This is a genomic window from Haliea salexigens DSM 19537 (assembly GCF_000423125.1).
Lineage (GTDB): Bacteria > Pseudomonadota > Gammaproteobacteria > Pseudomonadales > Halieaceae > Haliea > Haliea salexigens.
Genome location: NZ_AUHJ01000009.1, coordinates 54,677 through 80,020, shown reverse-complemented (window position 1 = coordinate 80,020; position 25,344 = coordinate 54,677). Strand labels below are relative to the sequence as shown.

Below are 25,344 nucleotides of genomic sequence, written 5' to 3'. Positions count from 1 at the left end.
CTTACGAAGCTGCTTCAGCGTGCTGCATTATGCGGCTTTCTTGGCCTGCACCTGCTTGCGACGACGACCAGCGAAGCCCAGAGCGAGCATGCCTGCACCGACCAAGCCAAGAATCGAAGGCTCGGGAACTGCCGTGGCCATGTAGCTCATCGCTACGTGGATAGAGCTGGTGCCGGGATCATACTCAGGGGTGTACACCGTGATAGTGCCGTCGGGGTTCAGAACAACTTCCGAAGTACCGGCAGGAACACCGTTGTCGGTAGAAGTACCGGCGAACAGCGTGAAGCTCAGGTCATAGCGGTAGCCGTCGCGTACGAACGAAACCGGTGCAAACGCGTCAGATGATGCGGTAAAAATGTCATCGCACAGCGTTTCCAGCGGGTTGGGGCCCGCGCAGGCTGCTTCGCTGTCGGTGTTCAGCGTTTCATTGAAGCTGATGCTGTTGGTCGTGGTCGGGTCGGCGTAAGCCAGGTCCGTGCGCGCGGCATCCGCGTAGATACGCAGGTTCGCCAGCGTGTCGACAACCCACAGCGGGTCAACGATAGCGCCACCAAGAGTGGTCAGCGTATTGTTGGTTTGCGTAATGGTGTCGATAACCCACCAGTCGCCGGCGTTCCATTGCCCGTCGCCATCAACGCCGGCGAAACCGGCAGTGTAGCGCAGGGGCGTGCCGTCCAGGTCTGCCACTGGCGCAGTGCTGTTGTTGTACGACTGAATGGCGATTGAGGACTCTACCGGGTCGTTGGCGCCTTCCCAAGCGAAGCTGAGGTTGGTGCCGGCGGGTGCCAGCGGGTCAAGGTTGGGAACATCGCTTGCAGGCTTGTAGCTGAGTGAACCACCAAAGAACGTGGGGGTACCGAAACCCGCTTGCTGGCTGAACCCGAGTTCTGCGAGGGGCGCGGCTACTGCCGAGGTGCTGGCAACGGCAACTGCGAGGAGACTCGCTGCGCCTGCTGTCTTGATCATTGTTTTCATCATGAATCTCCTGATGTTGGGTTCCGACAGTGCCCGGTGGGGTATCGGAGTTTAAGCGTCTGGCCAGTGTTCGTGGCCTGGCCGCCTTCGCACGGAACCTAAAGCAACTGCCATGCCAGTTAAATAAAACGCTTTATAAACAACAGGTTGTTCGTGTTGCTGTGATGGGGCACCGCCCTTCGCAGGCTATGGGTGTAAAAAATCCTGACAATTGCTTTCCGTCGCCGCCGGTATCTTTTAGTATGCGTTCGACCCAGGCAGGATGCGTAAGGTCACTCCCCTGAAAATCGGTAGTGCGGGGTCATCCTGCGAGGCGTTTTATGACCAACCCCAAGGCGTTCCGTCCGGAACACTGGCTGAACACACGTATTGTCAATCAACCTGAGGAACTGCGCCGAATCTATCGGCTGCGCTACAGCGTCTACTGCGAAGAACGGGCCTTCTTGTGCGCCGAGCAGTATCCGGAAGGGCTGGAGATCGACGGGTACGATGCCCGCTCCCGGTGTTTCGCTGCCTTTGATCGGAATGACGAGGTGGCGGGGTCAGTGCGACTGGTACTCGACGCGGCGGGAGACGGCTTCCCCTATCAGCAGCATTGCAGGCTGTTCGAGGGAGTCACGCTGCCTCCGTCGCGGGTCGCGGGCGAGGTCTCCCGTCTGGTGCTCAACCAGAATTGCCGCACCCCGCCCGGAGGGGGCAACACCGGCACGGTCATCCTCACCGTCTACCGGCAGATGTACCAGTACAGTCTGCAGCATGGCATCGAGTACTGGTATGCGGCCATGGAGCGTCCGTTGCTGCGCATGCTGCGTCGCATCGGCGTCGAGTTTCAACGAATCGGGCCCGCGGTAGACTACTACGGGCCGGTTGCCCCGTACCTGCTGGAGCTTTCGGCCCTGCAACGTCGTTTGGCCGAAGTGAATCCGGCGTTCCTGCACTGGCTTGATTCGGAGCTTTGACGACAGGCCCTCGCGGGCCTGATTGCAGACACGTAGGCATTTGGTGCTATGCTGCAGGCAGAATCATAAATGAGGGTGGAGGGAGCAATGGACCGCGACGCAGCAGCATCGTTAGGTGCCTTGGCGAAATACTTTTCGCTGCACTCCTACGACCGCGGAAGTGAAGTTGCAGAGCTCAACGATCTCTACGCGTTGCGCTACCAGATTTATTGCCTCGAATGCCACTTCCTGAATGCCGCCCGCTATCCCGATGGGCTGGAAACAGATGCCTACGATGCGCGCTCAGCGCATTTTTCTGCCACCAATGCCGAAGGCGTTGTGGCTGGCACCGCGCGCCTCGTGATGCCGGTGCAAGGCGAGCCGCTCCCGTTTTTTGACCACTGTCCGCCGTTCGCTGATTTTGAGCCACCGCCCGCCGCTGAATCCGGCGAGGTGTCCCGCCTTGCGGTGAAGCGGGAATATCGGCGCCGGGCAGGGGACAGCCTGTGGGGCATCAACGAGTCGCATCTCAAGGGTCGCGATGCGGTCGACGAGTCACCGCGCGGTGAGAAACGCGTCAATGCGCCGTTGCTGGTGCTGGGGCTGTATCGGCAAATCTATCGCTTCAGTTGTGAGAACGGCATTCGCTACTGGTATGCCGCGATGGAAAAGGGCCTGGCACGGGTACTGCGAATCTATGGGTTCGATTTCACGCCCATTGGCCCTGAGAGCGACTATTACGGCCCGGTGACTCCCTACCTGGGTGATTTGCGCAAACTCGAAGCGGCACTGGAAGCTTCCAATCCCGCACTGCTGTGGTGGTTCCGCAGCGGCCCCTGATGCACAAGCCTGAACCGCGATTTTCCTCATGCAAATTCTGAGACGACTGAAACGCAAGCTTCTGTTGGCCATGCTGGCACGGCAATCGCCAGCCAGGCTTCAAGCGCTGGGGCGCAAGCGCTTGCCCGTCGTGTTTACGCGGGCAGCGCGGCACTCTGCAGCCTATCGTACGTTGCTGCAGGAGGCCGGGGTAGCGTCGGGCCAGGTGCGCACGGGTGGGGACGTGTTGGCGCAGGCCCCCATTCTAGCCAAGGCCGACCTTTTCGAACGCTTTCCAGTGCAACAACTGCTGGTTGACAATCTGCCTCCAGCTGCGCTGGCCGGTGTGCTCACCAGCTCGGGCCACGGTGGCAGCAATTTCGCCTTCGGCCTCAGCACCCGCCGCCAGCACCATCTGACACCGGACGACATTGACCTTGGCCTGCAGCAGGCATTTGGCATCGACCAACGCAACACCCTGCTGGTGAATTGCCTGCCCATGGGCGTGGTGTTTACCTCCAATACGGTTTGCGTGGCGAATGTCAGCGTGCGTGAGGACATGGCGCTGGCCATCCTCGCCCAGGCGGGCCCCTTGTTTGACCAGGCCATACTCTGCACCGACCCCCTGTTCTGCAAGCGCCTGCTGGATTATGCGGCGGAGCAGGGTTTCGACTGGTCGCAATTGCGTATGAACGTCATCCTCGGTGAAGAGATGTTTTCCGAGGACTACCGCAGTTACCTGGCGGCTACCCTGCGTATTCCTCTGGATGAATCTGATGGCACGCTGATAGGCAGTTCCATGGGTGTGGGTGAACTGGGCCTGAACCTGTTTTTCGAGAACTCGGCCACCATTGCTCTGCGCCGTGCCTGGCACCGTCGTAACCCGGACGCCGTGTTGCCCTCCTGGTTCTGTTTCAACCCATTGCGCAGCTACGTGGAGATTGTTGACCCTGGGCCGGATGGGGTGGGTGACCTGGTGATCACCATGCTCGATCGTGAGGCACCTGTGCCCATGATCCGCTATCGCACGGGGGATCGCGCGAGATGGTTGACGGAAGAGGATCGCGAACCCCTGCAGGATGCCGCGCGGGAGGCGCTGGCAGCGGTGCCCTTTCCCATGCTGGCGATGCTCGGCCGGGCGCGCGACCAGGTCGATAGCCACTGGCATGTCGACCAGTTCAAGGCGCTACTCTACCGGCGGCCAGCGTTGGCAGATCAGCTGTCGGGGGCCTTTCGAGTGTTGCCAATCGCCGACGGCCTGCGCCTGGATGTGCAACTCGCGCAGTGCGCCAGCCGTCCACCGGAGGCCGTCGGTGCAGACCTGGCTGAGCTGATAGCGGAGTCCGCCGCACGCCGTGCTGTGCCGGCGCCGGAGCTCTGCTGTTTCGCCTACGCCGAATTCCCCCACGGCATGGGCCTGGATTATGAACGCAAGTTCCGCTATTTCCCGGGGCCTGGCTGAGTGTCGGCGCTGTTGATGTCGCTGCTGCTGGCGCTGCGTAATTTACGCCGCCAGTTTCGCCGCAGCCTCACCGCACTGCTCTCCATCGGTTTTGGGGTGACCGCGTTGCTGGTGGCAACGGGGTTCAACGCGGCCATGTTCGAGGAGTTTCGCGAGGCCACCATTCGCTCGCAGTTCGGCCACTTGCAGGTCACACGGCCGGGCTTTCAGGAGCGGGGCCGGAGTGACCCCTGGGCCTATCTGCTTCCCGCCGATGTTACGCTTGATCCGGCCCTTTTGCCGTCGGGGTCGACGATATCGCCGCGTCTGTTATTGAACGGTCTGGTCAGCTTTGGTGAGCGCACCTTGCCCTTCATGAGCGAAGGGATAGACCCGGCGCGCGATATGCTGGATGACCGCTCGCTACGGATTGAGCTGGGCCGTCGCCTGGGGCCTGCAGATCACCGCCATGTAGTCCTCGGTGAGGGCCTGGCGCGGCAGCTGGAGGTGGAACCGGGAGAGTCGGTGGTGTTGCTGGTCAACACACCCACGGGGCAGTTGGGTGCGGCTGAAGCCGAAGTCGCGGGGGTGTTCAGCTCGTTCAGTCAGGAGTTTGACGATGCCGCCCTGCTGTTGCCGCTGTCGCTGGCCCGGGAGCTGGCGCAGGTGGAGGGCGCCCATGCCTGGCTGGTGTTCCTGCAGGACACCAGCGCGACAGCGTCCGCGCTGGGCCCGGTGCGCAATGCGTTACCTGCCGATGAGTTTGACGTGCAGCCCTGGTACACGCTGGCGGAGTTTTATGCGCGCGCCTCGGCGCTGTTTCAACAACAGCTGGACCTGGTGAAAGGGATTGTGGTGTTCATCATCCTGCTGGGTATCGGCAACACCATGATGATGAGTGTGCTGGAGCGCACAGGAGAAATCGGCACGGTGATGGCCCTGGGAAATACGCGTGCGTCTGTGTTGCGTGGCTTCCTGCTGGAGGGCGCACTGCTGGGCCTGCTCGGTGCCGTGCTCGGCGTGTTGGCCGCTCTGGGCGTCGGTCAGCTGCTGGCGCTGGCTGCCATCGAAATGCCGCCGCCGCCGACCTTCGCCCGCAGCTACGATGCGGCGCTCCTAATCACCCCGCCGATGGTGCTGGAAGTATTGCTGATTGCGATAGTCACCACCACGCTGGCCTCTTTCTACCCGGCCTGGCGTGCCTCGCGCATGGAGATCGTGGAGGCCATTCGCCATGCGCGCTAGGGGGTTCCAGTGAGAGAGCTGCTGCAGCTTGCCGCCCGCAACGTGCTGCGCCAGCGTGGCCGCTCGCTGATGACCCTGTTCGCCATCGCCTTTGGCGTGGTCGCCCTCATCCTCGCCGGTGGTTTCATCAAGGACACGGTGGATGAGCTCGGGGAATCGATGATTCACTCCCAGTCGGGGCACCTGCAGGTTAACCGGGCGGGCTATCGTGAGCAGGGCGCCCGTGAGCCCGCTGCCTACCTGCTTGCCGAGCCGGAAGCCCTGCGTGCCCAGCTGCAAGCTATTCCCGCAGTAGAAGAAGTGCTGCTGCGCAATGTATTCACGGGCTTGCTGAACAATGGGCGCACGGACTGGGCGATTATCGGCGAGGGCGTGGAGCCTGCCGCCGAAGCCCGCCTGGGAACCTATATCAACATCTCGGCAGGGCGGCAGCTGACCGACAGTGACCCCTTCGGCATGATGCTGGGTGCGGGCGTGGCCCAGGCCCTCAATCTGCAGCCGGGGGATTGGGTGGACCTGCTCACCAACACCACAGAAGGCGCGGTGAACGTACTGGAATTCGAGGTGGTCGGCATCTTCCAGACCTTCTCCAAGGATTATGACGCCCGCGCGGTGCGCATTCCTCTGCCCGCCGCCCAGGAGCTGTTGGGCGATCCCGGCGTGCACCTGGCCGTGTTGCGGCTGGCGCGCACGGAGGCAACCGCCGCCGTGCAACAGGCCGCGCAGGCAACACTGGCCGAGCGCGATGTTGAAGTGCTGGACTGGCGCCGCCTCAACCCCTTTTATGAGCAGACGGTGGCGTTGTACCAGCAGCAGTTCGGGTTTCTGGTGCTGGTGATCCTGCTGATGGTGACACTCAGTGTGGGCAACAGCATTAATATGAATGTGTACGAGCGCGCGGCGGAGTTTGGCACCATGCAGGCCTGCGGCGCCCCTCAGCGGCAGATATTCCGGCTGGTGCTGCTGGAAAGTGCATTTCTCGGCGCCGCGGGCGCAGTGCTTGGTGTGGTGCTGGGCAATGGGCTGGCACTTGCCATTTCCGCCGTCGGCATACCCATGCCGCCGCCACCGAACTCGGATATTGCCTACATCGCACTGGTGCGGCTGGCGTGGTGGATCAGCGGCCTGGCTTTTGCCGTGGGTGTGCTGGCGCCGGTCATTGCCGCATTGCGGCCGGCGCGGCGTGCGGCGCGGGCCGACATCGCCGAGTCACTGCGCCAGGCCGTTTAGCGGGCGCTGCAACACCCTTGCAAACAAGTGGCCCTAAAGCCGGCGCAGGTACTGTTGGGTAAACATGCGCTCGGGCAGGTCTTTCACCGTCATGGTGTTGTACTCCAGCACAGAGTAGTCACCTTCCTTGAGTGCATCCTCGATGACCAGCCGGGTGGGGCGCATGCGCCCGGCCAGGTCCTGAAAGGCTTCGTAGCGGCTGGTTTTCAGCAGCCGTCCGGACACGGCGTAGAACTCTGCCTTGATCGGCCGGTCATCCGCGACGGCCACCCAGTACCGCACCTTGGCGTAGGTGACGCCGCGGCCAGCTGCGGTCAGGTCCAGCACCCAGGCGTCCTCACCATCCAGATTTTCCCGCCCCGCCAGCTCCGCGCTGTAGTCGCCGGCAAAATTGGCACGCGCCAGGTCACCATTGGCCACTTGCCCGGTGAGACGCTGGGACAGTGAGAGGCGCACTGGCTGGGAGACGGTGGGCATGAATATCCACAGGTCGCGGCCGCGCATGAGCAGGGCCTGACCGCGCTCGGAAGCCGGCGATTCGGTGAGCACGATGGTGTTTTCATTGCCCCGTGACATGACCTTGTACTCGCGTACATCGCCCGCCTCGCCAGCCGTGTAGTTGGTGACGGTGATCAGCGTTTCGAAGCTCTCCCGGGGGAAGCGAATAGCGTCGGCGCGCTGTACCAGGGCCGTGGCGTCCACCGTCGCGGCATCCGAGGTGCCGTCGCTGTAATCTGACGTCAGCTCTGAGCGGGCGGGCGCAGCGTCATCTTCCGCTGGTGCCGGTTGGGCGCGAGCGGCGCCGGAGGCCAGCAAAAAGGCGAGGGCGCCCCCCCCCAAAATGGTCAAAAAGTCAGGATTCTTGCGTAGTTGCCGAAACATGGGTGCTATCCTGTGGCGACATGTTCCGGCATTCTGGCGCTGTGCAATGGCGATTGTAAAGGTAGAAAAGGTGGGTAAGCGGTATCCGCTGGGCGAACAGGTGGTGGATGCGCTGCGCGACGTGTCACTGACGATCGATCCCGGGGCGTTTCTGGCCATCGCGGGCCCGTCCGGCAGTGGCAAGTCCACACTGCTGAATATCATCGGCTGCATTGATAGCCCGAGCACGGGGCATGTGTTCATTGAAGGGCAGGATGTCTCCGGCAAAACACCCGATCAGCTGGCGGACGTGCGGGCCCGTACGCTGGGCTTCATTTTCCAGAATTTCAACCTGTTGCCGGTGCTGTCGGCGCGGGAGAACGTGGAATACCCGTTGCTGCAGCTGCCGGAGTTATCGCGAGCGGAGCGGCGCGAGCGGGTAGCGCACTATCTGGACATGGTGGGGCTGGCGCGCTTTGCCGAACATCGCCCCAATCAGTTGTCCGGTGGCCAACGGCAACGCGTGGCGATTGCCCGCGCCCTGGCGACCCATTCACGGCTGGTGCTGGCCGACGAGCCAACCGCCAATCTCGACCGCGAGACCGGGCGCAGCATTCTGGAACTCATGCAGAGCATCAACAGCAAGGCGGGCACGACCTTCGTATTTTCGACCCACGACAGTCATGTGATGGCGATGGCTGACCGTCTTGTGCACATGGAAGACGGCTGCATCCTGCGTCAAGAGGAGCGCAGTGCGCAGTCTGCGGAGGAGGCCGCGCCGTGAACCGGGTGCTGTCCGCCTGCCGGGCAGTGGCGTTCCTCTGCACCGCGCTGGTGGTACCGTCGTTCGCGCTGGCCGCGAACGAACCCGGGGTGGTTGCTGGCCAGGCCGCGCAGGCCAGTGCCAGTGTGCGGGTGGGGCGCGAGCCCGGGCGCACACGCATGGTGGTGGATATCAGCGCCGCGCCGCAATACGACCTGTTTGAGTTGTCCGGCCCCGATCGCATTGTTATCGATCTCAAGCATACCGTGCTCGCCAGCACACCCGCGCCGGCTTTGTTCGCCGCCACGCCCGTTGCCGGGATGCGCACCGGCGTGCGCGAGGGGCACACGCTGCGGCTGGTGCTGGATCTGGCCGACAGCGGCGTGCATCACGAGAGCTTCGTGCTCGGCCCCGATGCCAACGGTGGCTACCGTCTGGTTCTGGACCTCTATTCGCGCGAGAACCGCGTGGCGCAGGGCGCTGCGTCGGGCCGGCCGACTTTGGACAGTGCGCCCAGGCCTGCGGCGGTGGCCGACACCGCACCGCGTGTCGCCCGGCCGCAACGCCGTCAACCCGCTCCCGGTGCCCCGGTGGGGGGAGCTGCTCCCAGTGCCTCCCCCGCGGGTATCAGCGATGTATTGGTGGGGGGCTACGGCGAACTGGCTGCGGCGCACACCACGGCACAGCCGGAACACTGGTCGAAGCTGCGCGCGCGGCTGGAAGTTGGTGTGAGTGGCAGCTTCGACTGGGGTGCGCGTTTCAAAGTCGTGGGCCGCTTGGAAGGGGATGGCGCCTACAGTCTGGAAGATGATTTTTACCCCGCCGCTGTGCGCCACGATCAGCGCCGCGATGCGTCATTACGCGAGGCCTATCTGGATTTCGGCGCCGGCAACTGGGAGTACCGCCTCGGCCGGCAACACGTGGTCTGGGGGGAAATGGTGGGCCTGTTTCTCGCCGATGTGGTGTCGGCGCGCGATACCCGGGAGTTCTATCTCGAGGAGTTCGAGACCATGCGCATTCCCCAGTGGGCGGTGCGCGCCGAGCGGTTTGCGGGTGATGCCCACCTGGAACTGCTCTGGGTGCCGTATCCCAGCTACGACAGGATAGGCGAGCCAGGGGCGGACTTTTATCCCTTCCCGGTGGCAGCCGGAACGCCGGTGGCCGAGCGCACACCGAGCCGCAGCAAGCTGTCTAACCACGGCCTGGGTGGCCGCTTCTCCTACCTGCTCGACGGGTGGGATCTCAGTGGCTTTTACTACCAGAGCACCGATGTGGCTCCCATGCTCTACCAGACAGCAGATGGGCTGGAGCTGCGTCACGACCGCATCCAGCAGTTTGGCGGTACCTTCTCCAAGGATTTCCGCGACTTCGTGTTCAAGGGTGAAGCGGTGTATACCCGCGGTCGCAGTTTTTTCTCATTGGATCCGGCAGCGATCAGTGGCTCGGCAGAGAGTGACGGGCTGGATTACGTGATGGGTGTCATGCTGCCCTGGGGCGATTGGCGCTTCGATGCGCAGTTCTACGGCCGTCATCTGGCCGACTACAGCGCCGGGCTGGTGTCGGATCGCAACGAGACCGGGCTCACGCTGCTGGTGAATCGGCGGTTCGGTGACCGTGTGGAAGCGGAAGTGCTCTACCTCACCGGGTTGAATCGCAGTGACTGGTCCCTGCAGCCGCGCGTGAGCTGGAGCGTGACGCAGGAGTGGCGCCTGCAGTTTGGTGCAGACTTGTTCGGAGGGGATGAGGTCGGCTTGTTTGGGCAATACGACGCGAGTGACCGTGTGTTTGTCGAGCTGCGCCGCTGGTTCTAGCCCCTTTCCCTGCCAAAGTGTGAGCCAGTGCCGCATTTGCGCCTTGGCGGCACCGCGTTCCTGCCTTAGAGTGGGGGAAAGAATAGAACGTTACGAGGCGTTACCATGCAAATGTCTGTTGCCCGGAAGCTGTGGCTGCCCGCCATGGTGGTATTGGCTGTTTCCGCGTGTTCCAAATCACTCACCCACGATGAGCTGCTGGCCCGGGCGCAGCAGTCGTTCGCCGAAGGCAAATTGAACGCGGCGGAGATCGACGCCAAAACCGCGTTACAGCAGGACACTCGCAGCGCGGCAGGGCGACGGGTGCTGGGCGAAGTGTTCCTGCGCCAGCGCGCCATGGCTGAAGCGGCGGTAGAGTTTGAAAAGTCGCTGGAGGCGGAACAGGTTCCGGAGGTCGCCGTGCTCTATGCCGAGGCGCTGATAGGCGCGGGCGAGGCGGAAAAACTGCTGCAGCACTATGCCGACCCGGGCTACGCCTTTGCCGCAGAGGAATCCGCCTGGCTAGCCCTGGTGGCGCGGGCGCAAGCGTCCACGGGAGACACGTTCAGCGCGGAAGACACCCTGAGCAAGGCCATACAGCTGGCACCGGATGACCCCCAGGTGCAGCTTTCCCAGGCGTTCGTATCGGTCAGCCACACCGGCGAGCGCGAGGACGCCCAGAGCATCCTCAAGGAGCTGACGACAACGCACCCCGAATTTGCCGAAGCCTGGAGCCTGTACGGTGGCTTGCTGCAAGCGCGTGGGGATTACCCTGCGGCCGAGGCCGCGTTCGCGACTGCGAGCAGCCTGAACCGCTTTCGCCTGAATGACCGCCTGAGCCTGGTGGCCGTGCAGGTCGAACAGGGCAAGCACAATGAAGCAGCGAAAGAGCTGGAGCAGCTCGAGAAAATCATTCCTGACCACCCCGGCGTAAACTACGCGCAGGCCCGTATCGAGATCGAAAATGGCAACGCCAGCGCTGGCCTGGGTGAACTGGCCAAGGTGCTCAACGTGGCACCGGACCACTTGCCAAGCCTCTATTTGGCGGCAAACGCCAACTTCCGTGAGGGCAACCTCGCAACAGCGGAAGACCAGCTGAGCCGGTTTCTTGCGGCCCAGCCCCGTAACATCAACGCGCGCCAGATGCTGGCCGCGGTGTACTTGCGCATGGGCGAGCCCGGACGCGCCGAAACCATCACCCGCAAGTTGTTGGAGGAATTGCCCATGAATGTCCCCACGATGAATATCCTGGCGCTGGCGCTCACCGCGCAGGGCATGCACGGTGCCAGTGCGGCGGTTTACCAGGATATGGCCACCGCCACACCGGATTCCGCCCAGGTGCAAATGGAACTCGGCACCTCCCTGGTGCGCTCCGGCGACCTGGATGCAGGCACGGTGGCCTTGCGTACCGCACGTGAGCTCGACCCCGCCGATGGTGAAATACGGTATCGGCTGGTGCGCGCGCTGGCTGCCGGTGGCGATGCCGAGGCGGCGAATGCCGAACTGCAGTCGTTTCGCGACAGCGCCCCTGAGGATGCCCTGCCCAGTGTGCTGGCAGCACAACTGGCACTGGATGCGGGGGACCGGGCGGGTGCGGCGGAGAATTACCGCGCCGCTCTGGCGCTGGAGCCGGGCAATACCCAGGCAAGCACCGGGCTGGCGTCTCTGGCCATGCTGGACGATGACTCTGCCGCGGCGCTGGATATCCTCAATGACAGCCTCACCGCGCAGCCCGATGACCTGCAGGGCATGATGAACCTCGCCGCCGTGCACGAACAGCGCGGTGAAATGACGGAGATGGTGGCGGCGCTGGAGCGGGCCATGAGCGCTCACCCCAAGGCGCTGGAGCCAAGGCTTATGCTGGCCCGGTATCAGTTCACGCAGCAGCGCCCCGGCGAAGCGGTGGACCTGCTTACCGCCGTGCGCGATGAACACAACGGCGATCCCCGCGTACACCAGTTGCTTGCGGGCGCTTTCCTGGCACTTGATCAGCCGGGTGCAGCGGTGAATTCCAGCCGCCGCCTGCTGGAATTGATGCCGGATAATGTACGGGCGCTGCGCCTGGCGGCGCAGGCGGAGCGTGCCAACGGCGACCTGCCGGCGGCTGAGCGTCACCTGCGCCAGGCGGTGGATCTGCAGCCGCAGGATGTGGATTCCCGCAAAATGCTGGTTGAAGTGCTGCTGCAGCAGAACAAGCTGGCCGAGACCAGCGAGCAGCTGGCAAAAATGCCGGCCGGTGTGGTGCCCGAGGCGCAACTCAACCTGGCTCGAGGTCGGTTGGCGCTGACCCAGGGCGATCTGGACGAGGCCGAAACGCTGCTGCGCAAGGCGCACAGTGAGTCGCCGTCCAGCAATTCGCTGGTGTTTCTGTCCTCCACACTGTTGCAGCAAGGCAAGCGTGACGAGGCCTACAGGATGCTCGAAGGCTGGCTGCAGAGCGCTCCCGAGGATGTGACCGTGCTCAACCAGCTGGGGCCGCTGTACCTGTCTCAGGGGCGGGATGAAGAGGCTGCTGCCGTGTTTGAAACCCTGCATCGCCTGGCACCGGACGATGTGGTTGCGATGAACAACCTGGCCTGGGCGTATCGCGCCTCAAACACCGCACGGGCGCTGGAGCTCGTGGAGAAGGCATTGCGAGCCGTTCCTGATAATGCGGCGATTCAGGATACACATGCCATGATCCTGCTGGAGAACGGCGATTACGATGAAGCGCTGGCAGTAAACCAGAAAACGCTGGACAGCGCCCCGGATTCGCCTCAATTTCGCTACCACCGTGCGCAGATTCTGGCGGCGGCGGGGCGTTCTGACGAGGCGCTGACCTTGCTGGATACGCTGCTGCGTGGCCCGGCGTTCCCTGAGACGCCTGCCGCCAAGGCGTTGGCGGAGCAACTTCGCGAGAGCTGATGGAGGCGCGTAGCGGCCGGCTCGCCTGCGCTGTGAAGGGTGTCGGTTTTCTTTACAGTGGCCCTCGGGCTTGTGCGACGTTGTTTTTGCAAGCTACTGTTTTAAAACGTAAATATTTTTATGGCAGGCTTTTTGCTTAAGACGTTGCAGAGCGTTACTTATTTGAATTTCGAGGGTTAGAGCCATGCTGAATACAAGCAAGAAATTAGTCTGCAAAGCCGCGCTGGCGGTGTCACTGACCTTCGGTGCACTCGGTCTTCAAGCGGCTCCCATCGTCGCAGGCACATTCCTGGCCGACGCGGTTGAGGATTTCGAGGGTACCCCCGGTGGTCGTGCCTTCCTGACATCCCTGTTCGGTGGTTCGGTGAGTGTAGTGCCCGGCACGGTCCAACTCGCCTCCGTAGCGCAGGGTAATTGGACTGATTTTCGTAGCAGCTCTCCGATTGTACCGAGTTCCGGTTCCCTCTTTGGCGCGGGGTTCGGTGACGGTACCTACAGCCTGGATTTCAGTGGGCTGGGGGGCATTTTCGGCTTTAGCGGTTGGTTCAGTGCTGCGGGCGTCGGTGCGGAATCCATCGAGTTTTTTGGTGCGGGCAATGAGTCTCTGGGCCTGGTGTCGCGGCCGAGCGGCTTTGGCCCGGGTGATGGCACGATGGAATTCATTAGCATCACCTCCGACACGGCCATTCAGACGTTGTTGATATCCGGGCAGGAGATCACCTCGGATGACCTCGCTTACACGACGTCACGTGTCGACGCCGCCCCGGTGCCGGTACCGGGCACGCTGCTGCTGATGGGTCTTGGCTTGTTTGGTCTTGGCTTTACGGCTCGTCGCCGCAAGGCCTGAAAAAGCGGGTATAGGCCCGGCCCACAAGTGCGCAAAGGGTAGAGAGCGAAAGCTCTCTACCCTTTTTTGTTGCGGAGTGTGCCTGCCTTGAGCTGGGGTTGCGATTTCAGTCCACAACCAAGGGGCTGGCGGAGGTTTCTTCGAGCTCTGTCATGCGCCAGGCGCTGATTGTTGTGCCGTTGTCTTCGACGATGCTCAGACGCAGGGGGATACCCAATTCGGGTTTCAGGCTGGAGAGTAATTGCGTGGGAAGCACCCAGCTCACGTAGGCCGGTGCAGCCTCCTGCAGTGCAATGTGAAGGTCGTGCATCAGCGCCAACATGTCCGCCAATGCAGCGCCATGTGGCACCGCACCCGCAGGGGCAAAACACGCTTCACCCACCGTGGCGCCACTGCTGTGCAATGAATAGCCTTTGCACGCGATCCCGAGGATGGACTCATCTGCACCCGATTCAACAGCCATATCCACGCTGGTTGCTGTTCCCTCGCCCTCACGGTTGAATAGCTGCGCCATGCGCAAGCGGCTGACGACCTGCTGTTCCGGAGTCAGGGTGGCGAGCGAGTCCTCCATAGCCATCACCTCTGCCGACAGCTGTGCGGCCAGCTTGGCGGCGCTGTTGCGGTTCAGTAGCATGGCTGCGCCGTCTGACGCTGAATGGATGTGCAAAGTGTCGGATGAGGTTGTGTAGACCCCCTCGAGGCAGCCCTCATCGCTATAGACATGCACCTGCTGCTCCATGAGCACTAGGTAGTGGGTGCGGTATTCCTCAGCAATCTGCAGCTCTAGTGTGAGCCGGGTGGCGTTCTGCGGGGCTGCCACTGTCAGTGTCGGGAGATTGGCGAGCAGCAGGATGAGTGCCAGCAGTGCAGGAAGGCGGCGCAGCCGCCCCGCAGGGCGCGGGCTATGCTTGGTGTCGGAGCGGCAAGACGCGCGTATGTCTGGCGGTCTGCCGCTCCGCACACAAGTCAGTGACCGTATTACGCGGCCACCGCGTTCCGCCGGTGCATGTAGATCAGGGCGAGCAGCCCAAACAGGAACAGCCAAAGTGTCATCGGTGCCGGCACTGTGCCGACCGCCGCGCCGCTGCTCAACAACGCGAAGGCGCTGGCGCCAAGCTGGCTATGGGCTGCCGTGGTGGGGTGAATTTCATCCCAGAACACATAGCCGGCCGCTCCGGCACATTCTACTTCCGTGCGCCCCAAGCCGAGAAAGCCTGAGCTCACAACGGAGCGGCATTCGCCTGTGGCATTGGTGAAGCCGAACGGTGCCGGGTCAGCGATAATATCGTTGAATACCGAGAACACATCGAGAAAGTAGATTGATGCTGATGTGGTTGCTGCGAGGCCATTCACGCGTTGTTCGAGGCCGGTGTTCCACGCCGTGGTGACGAATGTGGCCGATGCGGCTTCGGCCGAGGTGCGAAATTCCGGAATACTGCCGAGGTCAGGCAGATTGGGGATCAGTAATGTGCCAGCGCCGCTCGCTACCAGCCCACCCAGTACGCCAAACAGTGAGTCCAGCGTGGCGTTGATGGCGGCCAGCGGATCGACGCTACCCACCAGGTCGCGCATGTCATTGCCACCCGCCCAGGCGACATACAGCGCGTCAGGGTCTGACGTGGCGCCGCCAAGGTCGGTGTTGTAGCGGGCCTGCTGGGTCAGAACGCCGGCTGAGACGCCGCCGGCGTTGTCGACCCGTGCGCCACCATACGCATAGTTATTGCCGCCAGCGGAGGAGCGCGTTGCGCGGGGCAAAGCCAGAAGGTCGGCGAGGTACTCATGCCACACGGGCCCATTGCTGAAGCGTCCGTTAGGGCCGTAGCCGGCAAGTGCCGCAACCGTTCCGGTTGAGCCGAAGGGAACCTCTGAACGGGTATTGCCTGTGTCCGACAGGCTGTCACCAAAAACGTAGATGTCAGAAAACAGGGGCGCGGCGTACAGCGGGCTACTGGCGATGGCCAATGCCGCGATGGCCGCGCGCGCAGTGTGCTTGAACTGGCAAAAGCGTGATTTCATCGGTTTCTTATTCCTGTGTGAGCGATCGGTGTGAGGGTACACGCGTTCGACACATCCCGGCGCAGGTTGTGATCATGGGCGGTCCCTCAAGTTTGCCTAGGCAAGGTTCGAGCCAAATCGTAACCCTTTGAAAATTATTGGAAAAATATCTTCCTGACAGGCTGGTGTAAGATTTTCCGACACATTTTGAGCAAACGCCACGCATCGCGCGTTATGTCAAGCACTGTGAACCAGTGCGCAAAAGTCAGGCGGACACTTGTGTTAGTCTACGAAGGATGATGTGCGAGCGTATCTGCTCGTCGACAGAGCAAGAGTGCGGCGCTGATTATTTGTCGAGAATTTTTACAATTGACCGAGATCGCGTGGATTCGAGCAGTTTGTTTTCTTTATAAATCAGTGTGTTAATATTTTGGCTTGATTTTTGCTTTGTGGCTGCTTTGTGGCCAACAAGATCGACCAGTTTTGAGACGCGGAGCCGCGTACGAGGGTAATACAGTGAGTAAAAAGTCGAAGGACGAAACGCATGTGGTCAATGCCACCCGGCGTCGCTTGTTGAAAGCGTCAGCGGCGGCACCGGTAATCGTGTCACTAACCCCTAACGCGGCACTCGCGATGGCGAGCGCGGCACAATGCTCCGGCGGCAGTTTTTCCAATATGAAGTCCGCGAGTCAAGGGAACAGCCTGCAGGGCGATACCGCGGTGAGGCTCGAAGTGCCGTACTTCAAGAAGCAGGGTCGTAGTGTGCAGGGCCTGGCGAATGACTTGTACGACATCAACGGCGTGTACTACCACAACAGCGGAACGGTTTACGCCACCAATCGTGAAGAACTTTTGGGCCATGGATACGTAGAGTCAACGCGGCATGTGCTGGTTCTTTTTGATGTCAACGGTCGCACCCCGGAGATTGTCGGGTATTGGCCGCAGATTCCTGAGTCCGCGTTCAATGATCTCCACGCTACACCGATGACGGGCTCCTGCTGGACGTCTCTCAATCCCTCGAGCCTGCGCACTTTCAACTGATCACCTTTGCCGCCGTGGCTCGTGTTAGCATGACATGATGCACGGCTGGCAACTCAGTTCCCACGATACTTTGATCCTAGAGGAGATCGGCGATTGTGTCGCCGTTTACTCCAATGCGACCGGCGAGACTCACTTGCTTGATGCCTTGCCAGCGGAGGTGCTCTCGTGCCTTTCTTCGGGGGCCTGTCTGACGCACTTGGAGCTCGCTGTAGCAGTGGCAAAGGTCGCAGATGAACCATGGGAGAATTGGCTGCCACAGGTCTGCAACGTATTGGAACGCCTGGCTTCCATGCAGCTCGTCGAGCGCTTCGCACGTTGAAAGTCGGGGCGTTGGGTGAGGCGGATTTGTCGCGCAGGCTGCGGGAGCGGCGCCTGTGTTTCGAGACAGGACCTTTTAAAGTGCGGTTGGGCAGTGATGTGGACAGTTTTTCTGCCACGTGGCAGCGATCGTACGCATCACTCGATGTGCTCCCAGAGGATGAGGTCTGTCACTTCCGTATCGTCGTGGAGCGGCAGCTAGGCGCTCGACGCTGGTACCGTCCGCAGGTGGTATTTCGCATTGAAGGGCTCACGCCTTTCGATCCCTATCCGCTGGATCATGCATTTCCGATGTTCGAGTGGGGCCTGAACTGGTGCATTGCCATGTCGGCCCACGATTATTTGATGCTGCACAGTGCCGTGGTGGAACGCGATGGCTGCGCCGTGGTGTTGCCGGCGCAGCCGGGCTCAGGCAAGAGTACCTTGTGTGCGGCTCTGGTCGGTCGCGGCTGGCGGCTGCTCTCCGATGAATTCGGCATTCTGCGCCATGCAGATGGCTGCTTCCTGCCCTTGCCGCGTGCCGCGCCGTTGAAGAATGCCTCGATACCTCTGCTGCGTGACTTTGCCCCGCATCTCGGCTTCGGCCCGCGGTATGCTAAAACGCGCAAGGGCGATGTGGTACACATGTTCCCGCCTGGTGACAGCTTGCAGCGCCAGGCAGACCCGGCGCGTCCGCGGTTCATTGTTTTTCCCCGCTATGAGCCCGGTGCTGCGTTGCAGCTGCAGGAGCAGCCTCCCGAAGTGGCCATGACGCGACTGGTCAACAACTCATTCAACTACCGCGTGAGTGGTGCGTTGGGTTTCCGTTCGCTCTGTCGGCTCGTCAGAGAGTGTGCGAGCTACCAACTGATCAACGGCGACCTCTCCGAAGCCGTGGCCGCTGTAGAAAGCCTGGTGCAGGCGCGGGAACCATGAATACACTGATCGCGGTGTTGCGCAATCCGGACTGTGCTCGCGAGTTGAGTCCGTCGCAATGGGAGGCGCTGCTCGGCGAGGGGCGGCGCTCGCGGATGCTGGCGCGCCTCCATCATCTGCTCGCGCATGAGGTACCAGACCTGGACCTGCCGGTTGCGGTGCGCGATATGCTGTCGGGGCATGCGCGCTACGTAGCACATATGCATGTGCTGGTACGCAGCGAACTCCGCGGCCTGGGTAAGCTCGCGGCCCAGGTCGAGTATCCGGTCATACTCCTGAAGGGCGCGGCGTATCTGATGGCGGAACTGCCGTTCGCTGCGGGTCGTGGCTTGAGCGATATTGATGTGCTGGTGCCCCGGCATGCGCTGCCGGACTTCGAGCAGCGCTTGCGTGATGTAGGCTGGGAGTTCGACCCCAACCTGACGGCGTACGATAATCAGTATTACCGCCAGTGGAGTCATGAGCTGCCCCCCCTGCGGCACTCCGACTGCTCGCTGGAGCTCGATGTCCATCACAATCTGATTCAGGTCACCAGCCGCAGCGCGCTGGATGTTGCGCCGGTCATAGAGCGCTCGGAGCGCGTTGCGGGCACGCCTTTTTATGTATTGGCTCCGACAGACAGGGTGTTGCACAGTGCGCTGCACTTGATGATGAGTGATGAACTACGCGGTGGAATACGCGATCTTTACGATATTCATGTGGCCTGCCTGCATGGCGCAGAGCGAGATGCGAATTTCTGGCCCGACCTGTTGGCGCATGGCAGGGCGCTGGGTCTGTTGCGGCCGCTTTACTACTGTTTGTCCCTCGCCGGGGATCTCTTTGGCCTTGAGCCGCCGGATACTGTCTGGCACACGGTGCTTGCGGCGCGGCCTGCATACCCCGTCGATCGCTTGATGAGCACATTGATGCGCTGGCACCTGGTGCCTCAGGTGGATCAGCCATGGCGTGTGACAGCCGCAGAACAGTTATTGTATCTACGTTCTCACTGGATCCGCATGCCGCCGGGGTTGCTACTGCGCCACCTGGTTCAGAAGAGCGGATTGATGGCTAGCTAGGGCGCGTAGTCGATATCATTCAGCTGTTTCACTGCAGTGGCGGTATCCTCCACCGCCAACAACCCCTCTCGCACTTCAAACTGATTCATCCCGGCACTGATCGCCATCTGCTTGCCCAGGGTAATGGTGCGCTGCTCCTGCCCGCGCTGCAGCAGCAGGTGGTTGCCGGGGGCGAAGCCGCTGCGCGGCGTGATGATAGTCTCCCGCCCCTGTGAAAGCCGGTTTGGTGGCAGGATAATGATCCGCAACGAGGAGGCCTGGCTGGCCCCGTCGCGCAGGGTTTGGCAGGCCCAGGACTCAGCCCGCGAAGCCAGGATTTCAATACCGGTGGTCGTGCCACGGGTGTGCTGCCGATGTGTCCAGCGTACGACACCCAATAGCCAGGGGTCTTTCTGATCCCTGCGTAAACAGACCAGTTCCCCGTTGCGTACCGCTGCGGGCGCGGTGGCGCCCCAGTCCAGGCAATAGCCCCCTGGGCTGGCATCCACGGTGGTGACCTGCAGAACGCTGAATCCGGCAGGCAGTTCGGGCGCGGTTGTTTTTTCGGTGCGTGCGCGAGCCAGCACATTGATACTGCCGTCCCGGTTCAGCGAAGAGTGGTTGCGGTCGGTATCGGGTGCGGCGGACCAGGGGTCGTCACTTTTGCGTTCTACCAGAAAAGGGTTCTCGGTGCTGGGTTTGGCCTTCCGGGCCCCGGGCTTCTGTACCAGCTCGTCAAGGGTGCGCTCGCCGGCCAGGTGAAAGTGCGTGGCGCTGAAGCCCAAGACGGCCTGTAGCGGTTCCCGCACAATCACCCTGCGGCTCCCGCGCTCGCGCTCGCTGCCGAGGCAATCCAGCAAATGTTCCAGCACCGGCAGGGGAATTCGGGTGTCGCCCAGTAACACGCCGCTGCGGTTCGCTTTGCGCGCCATTGCGCTGGCCTGTGTCAGCGGTTTCAGCATTTCCGTGGTGTCCAGCACCCGCACCTGCTTGCCCAAAGTAGCCATGCTGGCGCGGTAGACCGGCGGGCTGGCGCCTCCCAGGTCGACGGCAAACAGCCCGGGTTCACTGGCCAGCTGCACGGTGCAGCGCGGTGCCGAATGCCGCAGCGCAGCGTGAAGCACGTTGATGTCGCTACGCAGCAGTTGGCCGGTATGGCAGCAGGCCAGCAGCTGCGGCAATAGCCAGGTGTTCCTCAGGGTGCTCTCACCACCGGTGGCCGCGGGCACGGCGAGGTCTGTCAGGCGATAGCGCTCGCCCAGCAGGTAGAGTTGATGCAGCGTTGACCAGGTACGCGATTCGATGGGCAGCTGCAAGTTGAGTGCAAGGAGAACCTTGTGTGCTGCATAGTGCAGGCTGCGTTCCAGCGCCTCGCACACCAGCCTGGCGGGTGCCCTGCGGGTGATTCGCGCGGGCTCGCGGGCCGCGTGCATCACGCAGATGGAATAGGCGGTGCACGCCAACCCGCCGATCTGGTCGGAAACCGCAGCCAATGCCTGCATACGTGGCGGCATGGCCAGCGGCTGGTTGATCAACACGCGGTCGAGCAGTGTCAGGGTCTGGGTCAGGCTGGGCCGCAGGGTTTCCAGCAATTCATAGCGAAGTTCCGGGTCCAGTGGCGCGCGATTCAGCTCCAGCAACGTGTCGCGCAGCCGCTGCGCCACCCCGGGCGGATCTGCCATCGGCAGCGCGTCGCACCACCCGGCTGCGCCCGCGAGGGTGGCGGCGAAACGCGTGAATGGAGCGCCGTCCTGCGGTGGGATGCGTAGCTCGATGGGGACCGGTTTGCTCATGGTGTGGTGCTTGGCTGGAATCAGTGGTGAGGTTACCGCAGACCAGTTGTTGCGTGCCACACAGCTTGGGTGACGGGGTTCACACTGTTGGCAATCGGTTGAACCAGGGCGCCGCTTTTTCCAGTTGTGCGGCCAGTTGGAACAACAGCGCCTCCTCGCCGTAGCGCCCGGCAAACATCACGCCTACCGGCAGACCTTCCGCGCTCCAGTGCAGCGGCACAGACATGGCGGGCTGCCCGGTGGCGTTGAACAGGCTGGTGAATGCCGACACGCTGATGGCCTCCTGCTCGTAGCTGGCCTTGTCCTGATCCAGGCTGAGTTTGCCCAGTTTTACCGGAGGCGTGGTCAAGGTAGGGGAAAGCAGAACGTCGTAGGTTTGCTGCAGCAGCGCCATGTCGCGCGTGATCTGCTCCAGCACCTGCATGGCGGAAAAGAGCTGCTCCGCGCTGTTGTCGCGGTCGGCAAGGTAGCGTTCCCAGATCAGCGGCTCGAGGTCATCTTCGGTTACCTTACGGCCCAGCGCCCGTTCCCGTGCGTGGATGCGTTCAACAGTACTCGCTGCCATGACCGGGCCGAAGGCGGCAAAAAACTGCCTGGGATCGACGGGGAGCTGAATCTCCTCCACGTTATGCCCCAGTTGCGTACAGAGTGTGGCGGCGTTGCGCGCCGCCGTCAGGCACTCCTCCGCGACCGGGGTATGTGTCAGCGGTGTTGTGACGAGGCCAACACGCAGCGTTCGCGGCGCGCGCATCGATGCCTCGAGAAAGCTGCCCTCGGGTGGTGGCGCAATGACTGTCTGGCCAGGCTCTGGGCCGCTGGTGGCGTCCAGCAGCGCCGCGCTATCGCGCACGCTGCGCGAGACGGCATGCGTGACCGACATCAGCGACGACAGGGTACGCGGCCCGTGGGGTACCCGCCCGCGGCTGGGTTTCATGCCGAACAGGCCGCAGGCAGAGGCGGGAATGCGAATAGAGCCGCCGCCGTCGGTGGCATTGGCGATGGGCAGAATACCGGCGGCTACCGCTGCGGCCGAGCCACCTGAGGATCCCCCGGCCGAGTGCTCCAGGTTCCAGGGGTTGCGCGTGTCACCGAAGAGGGTGGATTCGCTGCTGCCGGTGCCACCGAACTCGGGGCTGTGGGTTTTGCCCATGATCACCAGCCCGGCGGCCTGATAGCGGCTGACCACCGTGCTGGTGTAGTCGGCCACGTTGTCGCGATAGAAGCGCGAGCCGTGGGTGGTCACGGTGCCCTCCAGCATCATGCCCAGGTCCTTCAGCAGGAACGGCACGCCGTGGAAGGGGCCCGCAGGCAGGGGTTTTGCAACGGCTGCGCGCGCCCGGTCGTAGAGTGTCTCGACGATGCAGTTCAGTGTCGGGTTCACTGCCCGGGCCCGCGCAATGGCGGTCTCCAGCACTTCTGACGCTGACACATCCCCCGCACGCACGCGCTCGGCGATGTCCAGGGCATCCCACTGGCGGTATTCCTCCAGCGGCAGGGTGGTGGCGCTGCTCGCGCGCAAGGTTGGAGCCAGCGCGACGGTAGTGGCTGCCAGCAGGCCCTGTTTGATCAACGTGCGACGGGAGAAATCTTCCATGGGTGGTGTCCTCGGCGTTGGCAATCGAGGCACTATACCGCAGCGGGCGGGCTTTCCCGGTTCAGCTTTTTGGCCCAGGTGCGCGGTAGCCGACCCTCAGCTGCGGCGGAGCAATTTTTTTAGCCGCGACCAGAGCGATTGTGCTGCCGGTGCACCTGTCGACGTTTGCCGGTGTGAAGCGGGCACCCCGTGCTCCGCATACCACGCTTCCCACTCGTGGGGTGTCAGCGTTTTGGGCACGTAGTCCGGGTCGGTGTGTTCAAGGGCGTGCGCCTGCAGGGACGTGCTGGCTTCCGGCTCACTGTTGTCCATCGAGCTGCTGTCGCTCGGCGATGGGCGGTTCAGGGCTTCGCGAATTTTGCGTTGCTGTGGCGTTTCCATGGGATAATCACACTGCCTGGGTCAGGAGGCCTGTGGAGTGAGTGTAGCAGACCTCGTTTGTTGCCTCTTACCGCCGCTTGCACCTTTGCTGCTGGAGTTGGGGAGCCCGAAAGGTGCTGCGCAAGATTGTTCACATCGATATGGATGCCTTTTTCGCCAGCGTAGAGCAGCGCGATAACCCTGCGTTGCGTGGCCGGCCCATTGCCGTGGGCGGCTCAGCCGAGCGTGGCGTGGTGGCAGCGGCCAGCTACGAGGCGCGTCAGTTCGGTGTGCGCTCCGCGATGCCCTCGGTCACCGCCAAGCGGCGCTGCCCTCAGCTGACCTTCGTGAAACCGCGTTTCGACGTTTATAAGTCAGTGTCGCGACAGATTCGCGCCATTTTCGACCGTTACAGCAGCCTGGTTGAGCCCCTGTCGCTGGATGAGGCCTACCTCGACGTGACCGAGGATCGTCAGGGGATAGGCAGCGCCATCCGTGTGGCCAGCTGCATCCGTCGGGATATTCTCGCGGAGACGGCGTTAACGGCTTCCGCGGGCATCAGCTACAACAAGTTTCTGGCCAAGGTGGCTTCAGACCAGAATAAGCCCGACGGCCAATTTGTCGTCCTGCCCGCGGAAGGAGCCGCCTTTGTTGCCGCGCTGCCGACGCGGCGATTCTATGGCGTGGGGCCGCGCACAGCAGAGCGCATGGCAGATTTGGGCATTCACACCGGCGCTGATTTACGGGCCCAGAGCCTGGGTTTCTTACAACAGCATTTTGGCAAGTCGGCCATGTATCTCTTTCGCGCGAGCCGCGGTGAGGATGACCGTCCCGTGCGGCCGGACCGGGTGCGCAAGTCGGTGGGAGGAGAGCGCACTTATGCACAGGACATGACATCAAGCATAGAACTGTACGCCGCCCTGGAGGACATTATCGACATTGTCTGGCAGCGTATTGCGCAGCAGGGCGCGCAGGGACGCACACTTACCCTGAAAATGAAATATGCCGACTTCCGCCAGGTTACCCGGGCGCAATCCCTGCCGGCGCCGATTGTTGGCCGCGAGCAGTTCGGGGAGCTGGCACGCGCAATTCTTGCAGGCCTGTTGCCGGTGCCACTCGGCGTGCGCTTGCTGGGCCTCAGCCTGTCCGGTTTCGAGACGCCCACGGCACAGGCAACCCAGGACATTGCCGAACCCGCCCCCGCGCAATATCCGCTGCAGTTCTGAGCACGGATGATAAACTGGTATTTTTCACAGCGGGAAGCCCAAGTAATGACCACCATCGGAACACCACTGACTCCCGGCGCCACGCGCGTCATGCTGCTGGGCAGCGGCGAACTGGGCAAGGAAGTGGCGATTGAGCTGATGCGCCTGGGTTGCGAAGTGATTGCGGTTGATCGTTATGCCCATGCTCCCGCCATGCAGGTGGCACATCGCGCACATGTGGTGAATATGCTGGATGGCGCTGCGCTGCGCGCGCTCATTGAACAGGAGCGCCCACAGTTGATTGTGCCGGAAATCGAAGCCATCGCCACAGGCGAACTGGTGGCCATGGAGACCGAGGGCTGGCATGTGGTGCCTTCGGCACGGGCCGCACAGCTCACCATGAACCGCGAGGGCATTCGTCGCCTGGCAGCCGAAGAGCTCGGCCTGGCTACCTCGCCCTACTGTTTCGCGGCAACCCGCGCGGAGTACGAAGCGGCGGTGGAGGCTGTCGGGCTGCCCTGTGTGGTAAAACCCATCATGTCTTCCTCTGGCAAGGGGCAGAGCACGCTGCGCACGCCTGCGGATATTCAGGTGGCCTGGGACTATGCCCAGTCGGGCGGGCGCAGCGGCGCCGGCAAGCTCATCGTCGAGGGGTTCGTTGACTTCGACGACGAAATCACCCTCCTCACCGTGCGTCACAGCGACGGTACCAGCTTCTGTGAGCCCATCGGGCATCGGCAGGAAAAGGGTGATTATCGCGAGTCCTGGCAACCCCAGGCCATGAGTGCGGCCGCGCTGGCCGACGCGCAGCGGGTGGCAACGGCCGTCACCGATGCGCTGGGTGGCCATGGGATATTCGGGGTAGAGCTGTTTATCAAGGGCGATGCGGTGATATTCAGCGAAGTCTCCCCGCGGCCGCACGATACCGGGCTGGTGACGCTGATCTCGCAGAACCTCTCGGAGTTTGCACTGCATGCGCGCGCCATTCTCGGTTTGCCGGTGCCGGTCATTCGCCAGTGGGGCCCTGCTGCTTCTGCAGTTCTGCTGGTGGCGGGAGACTCCAGCAACATGCGCTACGGCAACCTGGCACAGGCGCTCAGCCTGCCCGACACAGACCTGCGCCTGTTTGGCAAGCCGGAAGTGCGCGGTGAGCGGCGCCTCGGGGTGGGGTTGGCGCGCGGCAATACCATCGAAGAAGCGGTAGAGAAGGCGCTGCAGGTTACCGCCGCCATCGAGGTCAGCCTGTGAGGCTGCCTTGTGACCCACGATACGTGAA

Annotated in this window: 21 protein-coding genes; 14 read left to right on the top strand and 7 right to left on the bottom strand. The window is 62.5% G+C overall.

What is annotated here, in order from left to right; translation table 11 throughout:
- Positions 1-27: 27 nt before the first annotated feature.
- Complete coding sequence (locus tag G533_RS0111640; protein ID WP_027950101.1) at positions 28-975, bottom strand: THxN family PEP-CTERM protein; 948 nt, start codon at positions 973-975, stop codon at positions 28-30.
- A 320-nt stretch (positions 976-1,295) separates the two neighbouring features.
- Between G533_RS0111640 and G533_RS0111635 the strand changes: the two genes are divergently transcribed.
- The 5 genes from G533_RS0111635 (at position 1,296) to G533_RS0111615 (ending at position 6,648) form a co-directional block, all read left to right on the top strand.
- Positions 1,296-1,934: an N-acyl amino acid synthase FeeM domain-containing protein gene (locus G533_RS0111635; protein WP_027950100.1), complete on the top strand. Its 639-nt coding sequence runs from the start codon at positions 1,296-1,298 to the stop codon at positions 1,932-1,934.
- 87 nt (positions 1,935-2,021) lie between these two features.
- Positions 2,022-2,753, top strand: coding sequence for a PEP-CTERM/exosortase system-associated acyltransferase (locus tag G533_RS21745; protein WP_051230244.1), 732 nt, complete (start codon positions 2,022-2,024; stop codon positions 2,751-2,753).
- Between the two features lie 28 nt (positions 2,754-2,781).
- Positions 2,782-4,194, top strand: coding sequence for a phenylacetate--CoA ligase family protein (locus tag G533_RS0111625; protein ID WP_027950099.1), 1,413 nt, complete (start codon positions 2,782-2,784; stop codon positions 4,192-4,194).
- Positions 4,195-5,418 (top strand): ABC transporter permease, encoded by a 1,224-nt coding sequence (locus G533_RS0111620; RefSeq protein ID WP_051230243.1) that lies wholly within the window; start codon positions 4,195-4,197, stop codon positions 5,416-5,418. It begins immediately after the preceding gene.
- Positions 5,419-5,427: 9 nt separating this feature from the next.
- On the top strand, positions 5,428-6,648 hold the full coding sequence (locus G533_RS0111615; RefSeq protein WP_205622607.1) for an ABC transporter permease: 1,221 nt from the start codon (positions 5,428-5,430) through the stop codon (positions 6,646-6,648).
- Between the two features lie 33 nt (positions 6,649-6,681).
- Here the strand turns inward: G533_RS0111615 and G533_RS0111610 are convergent, their stop codons facing one another.
- The gene (locus G533_RS0111610) at positions 6,682-7,530 is read right to left on the bottom strand and encodes an outer membrane lipoprotein-sorting protein (RefSeq protein WP_084638949.1); all 849 of its coding nucleotides are present in this window, start codon (positions 7,528-7,530) and stop codon (positions 6,682-6,684) included.
- Positions 7,531-7,576: 46 nt separating this feature from the next.
- Between G533_RS0111610 and G533_RS0111605 the strand changes: the two genes are divergently transcribed.
- From G533_RS0111605 to G533_RS0111590, 4 genes are all read left to right on the top strand, one after another.
- Positions 7,577-8,293, top strand: coding sequence for an ABC transporter ATP-binding protein (locus G533_RS0111605; protein WP_027950095.1), 717 nt, complete (start codon positions 7,577-7,579; stop codon positions 8,291-8,293).
- Positions 8,290-10,083: an AMIN domain-containing protein gene (locus tag G533_RS21740; RefSeq protein ID WP_051230242.1), complete on the top strand. Its 1,794-nt coding sequence runs from the start codon at positions 8,290-8,292 to the stop codon at positions 10,081-10,083. The genes G533_RS0111605 and G533_RS21740 overlap by 4 nt, the downstream gene beginning before the upstream one ends.
- Before the next feature lie 105 nt (positions 10,084-10,188).
- Positions 10,189-12,966 carry an XrtA/PEP-CTERM system TPR-repeat protein PrsT gene (gene prsT, locus G533_RS0111595; RefSeq protein ID WP_027950094.1) on the top strand — a complete coding sequence of 926 codons (2,778 nt, stop codon included), beginning with the start codon at positions 10,189-10,191 and terminating at the stop codon, positions 12,964-12,966.
- Between the two features lie 184 nt (positions 12,967-13,150).
- Positions 13,151-13,813 carry a PEP-CTERM sorting domain-containing protein gene (locus tag G533_RS0111590; RefSeq protein WP_027950093.1) on the top strand — a complete coding sequence of 221 codons (663 nt, stop codon included), beginning with the start codon at positions 13,151-13,153 and terminating at the stop codon, positions 13,811-13,813.
- Positions 13,814-13,919: 106 nt separating this feature from the next.
- Here G533_RS0111590 and G533_RS0111585 read toward each other — a convergent pair whose 3' ends face one another.
- Together G533_RS0111585 and G533_RS0111580 are read right to left on the bottom strand one after the other, a co-directional pair.
- Positions 13,920-14,633: a hypothetical protein gene (locus G533_RS0111585; protein WP_144079865.1), complete on the bottom strand. Its 714-nt coding sequence runs from the start codon at positions 14,631-14,633 to the stop codon at positions 13,920-13,922.
- A 158-nt stretch (positions 14,634-14,791) separates the two neighbouring features.
- Positions 14,792-15,829: an SGNH/GDSL hydrolase family protein gene (locus tag G533_RS0111580; protein WP_027950091.1), complete on the bottom strand. Its 1,038-nt coding sequence runs from the start codon at positions 15,827-15,829 to the stop codon at positions 14,792-14,794.
- A gap of 495 nt (positions 15,830-16,324) precedes the next feature.
- On the opposite strand from G533_RS0111580, the gene G533_RS0111575 reads away from it, so the two are divergent.
- The 3 genes from G533_RS0111575 (at position 16,325) to G533_RS21730 (ending at position 19,137) form a co-directional block, all read left to right on the top strand.
- Positions 16,325-16,849, top strand: coding sequence for a hypothetical protein (locus tag G533_RS0111575; protein ID WP_144079864.1), 525 nt, complete (start codon positions 16,325-16,327; stop codon positions 16,847-16,849).
- Between the two features lie 237 nt (positions 16,850-17,086).
- Complete coding sequence (locus G533_RS21735; RefSeq protein WP_084638948.1) at positions 17,087-18,082, top strand: HprK-related kinase A; 996 nt, start codon at positions 17,087-17,089, stop codon at positions 18,080-18,082.
- Positions 18,079-19,137, top strand: coding sequence for a nucleotidyltransferase domain-containing protein (locus G533_RS21730; RefSeq protein WP_051230241.1), 1,059 nt, complete (start codon positions 18,079-18,081; stop codon positions 19,135-19,137). Before G533_RS21735 ends, G533_RS21730 begins: the two co-directional genes overlap by 4 nt.
- Here G533_RS21730 and G533_RS0111555 read toward each other — a convergent pair.
- From G533_RS0111555 to G533_RS0111545, 3 genes are all read right to left on the bottom strand, one after another.
- Positions 19,134-20,909, bottom strand: coding sequence for a cyclic-di-GMP receptor FimW-related protein (locus G533_RS0111555; protein WP_035527792.1), 1,776 nt, complete (start codon positions 20,907-20,909; stop codon positions 19,134-19,136). The genes G533_RS21730 and G533_RS0111555 overlap by 4 nt on opposite strands.
- Before the next feature lie 79 nt (positions 20,910-20,988).
- Complete coding sequence (locus G533_RS0111550; RefSeq protein WP_035527788.1) at positions 20,989-22,503, bottom strand: amidase; 1,515 nt, start codon at positions 22,501-22,503, stop codon at positions 20,989-20,991.
- 96 nt (positions 22,504-22,599) lie between these two features.
- On the bottom strand, positions 22,600-22,884 hold the full coding sequence (locus G533_RS0111545) for a hypothetical protein (protein WP_027950086.1): 285 nt from the start codon (positions 22,882-22,884) through the stop codon (positions 22,600-22,602).
- A 113-nt stretch (positions 22,885-22,997) separates the two neighbouring features.
- Between G533_RS0111545 and dinB the strand changes: the two genes are divergently transcribed.
- The gene (gene dinB, locus G533_RS0111540) at positions 22,998-24,089 is read left to right on the top strand and encodes a DNA polymerase IV (protein ID WP_027950085.1); all 1,092 of its coding nucleotides are present in this window, start codon (positions 22,998-23,000) and stop codon (positions 24,087-24,089) included.
- A 45-nt stretch (positions 24,090-24,134) separates the two neighbouring features.
- Positions 24,135-25,316 (top strand): formate-dependent phosphoribosylglycinamide formyltransferase, encoded by a 1,182-nt coding sequence (gene purT / locus G533_RS0111535; protein ID WP_027950084.1) that lies wholly within the window; start codon positions 24,135-24,137, stop codon positions 25,314-25,316.
- The last annotated feature ends 28 nt before the right edge of the window (positions 25,317-25,344 follow it).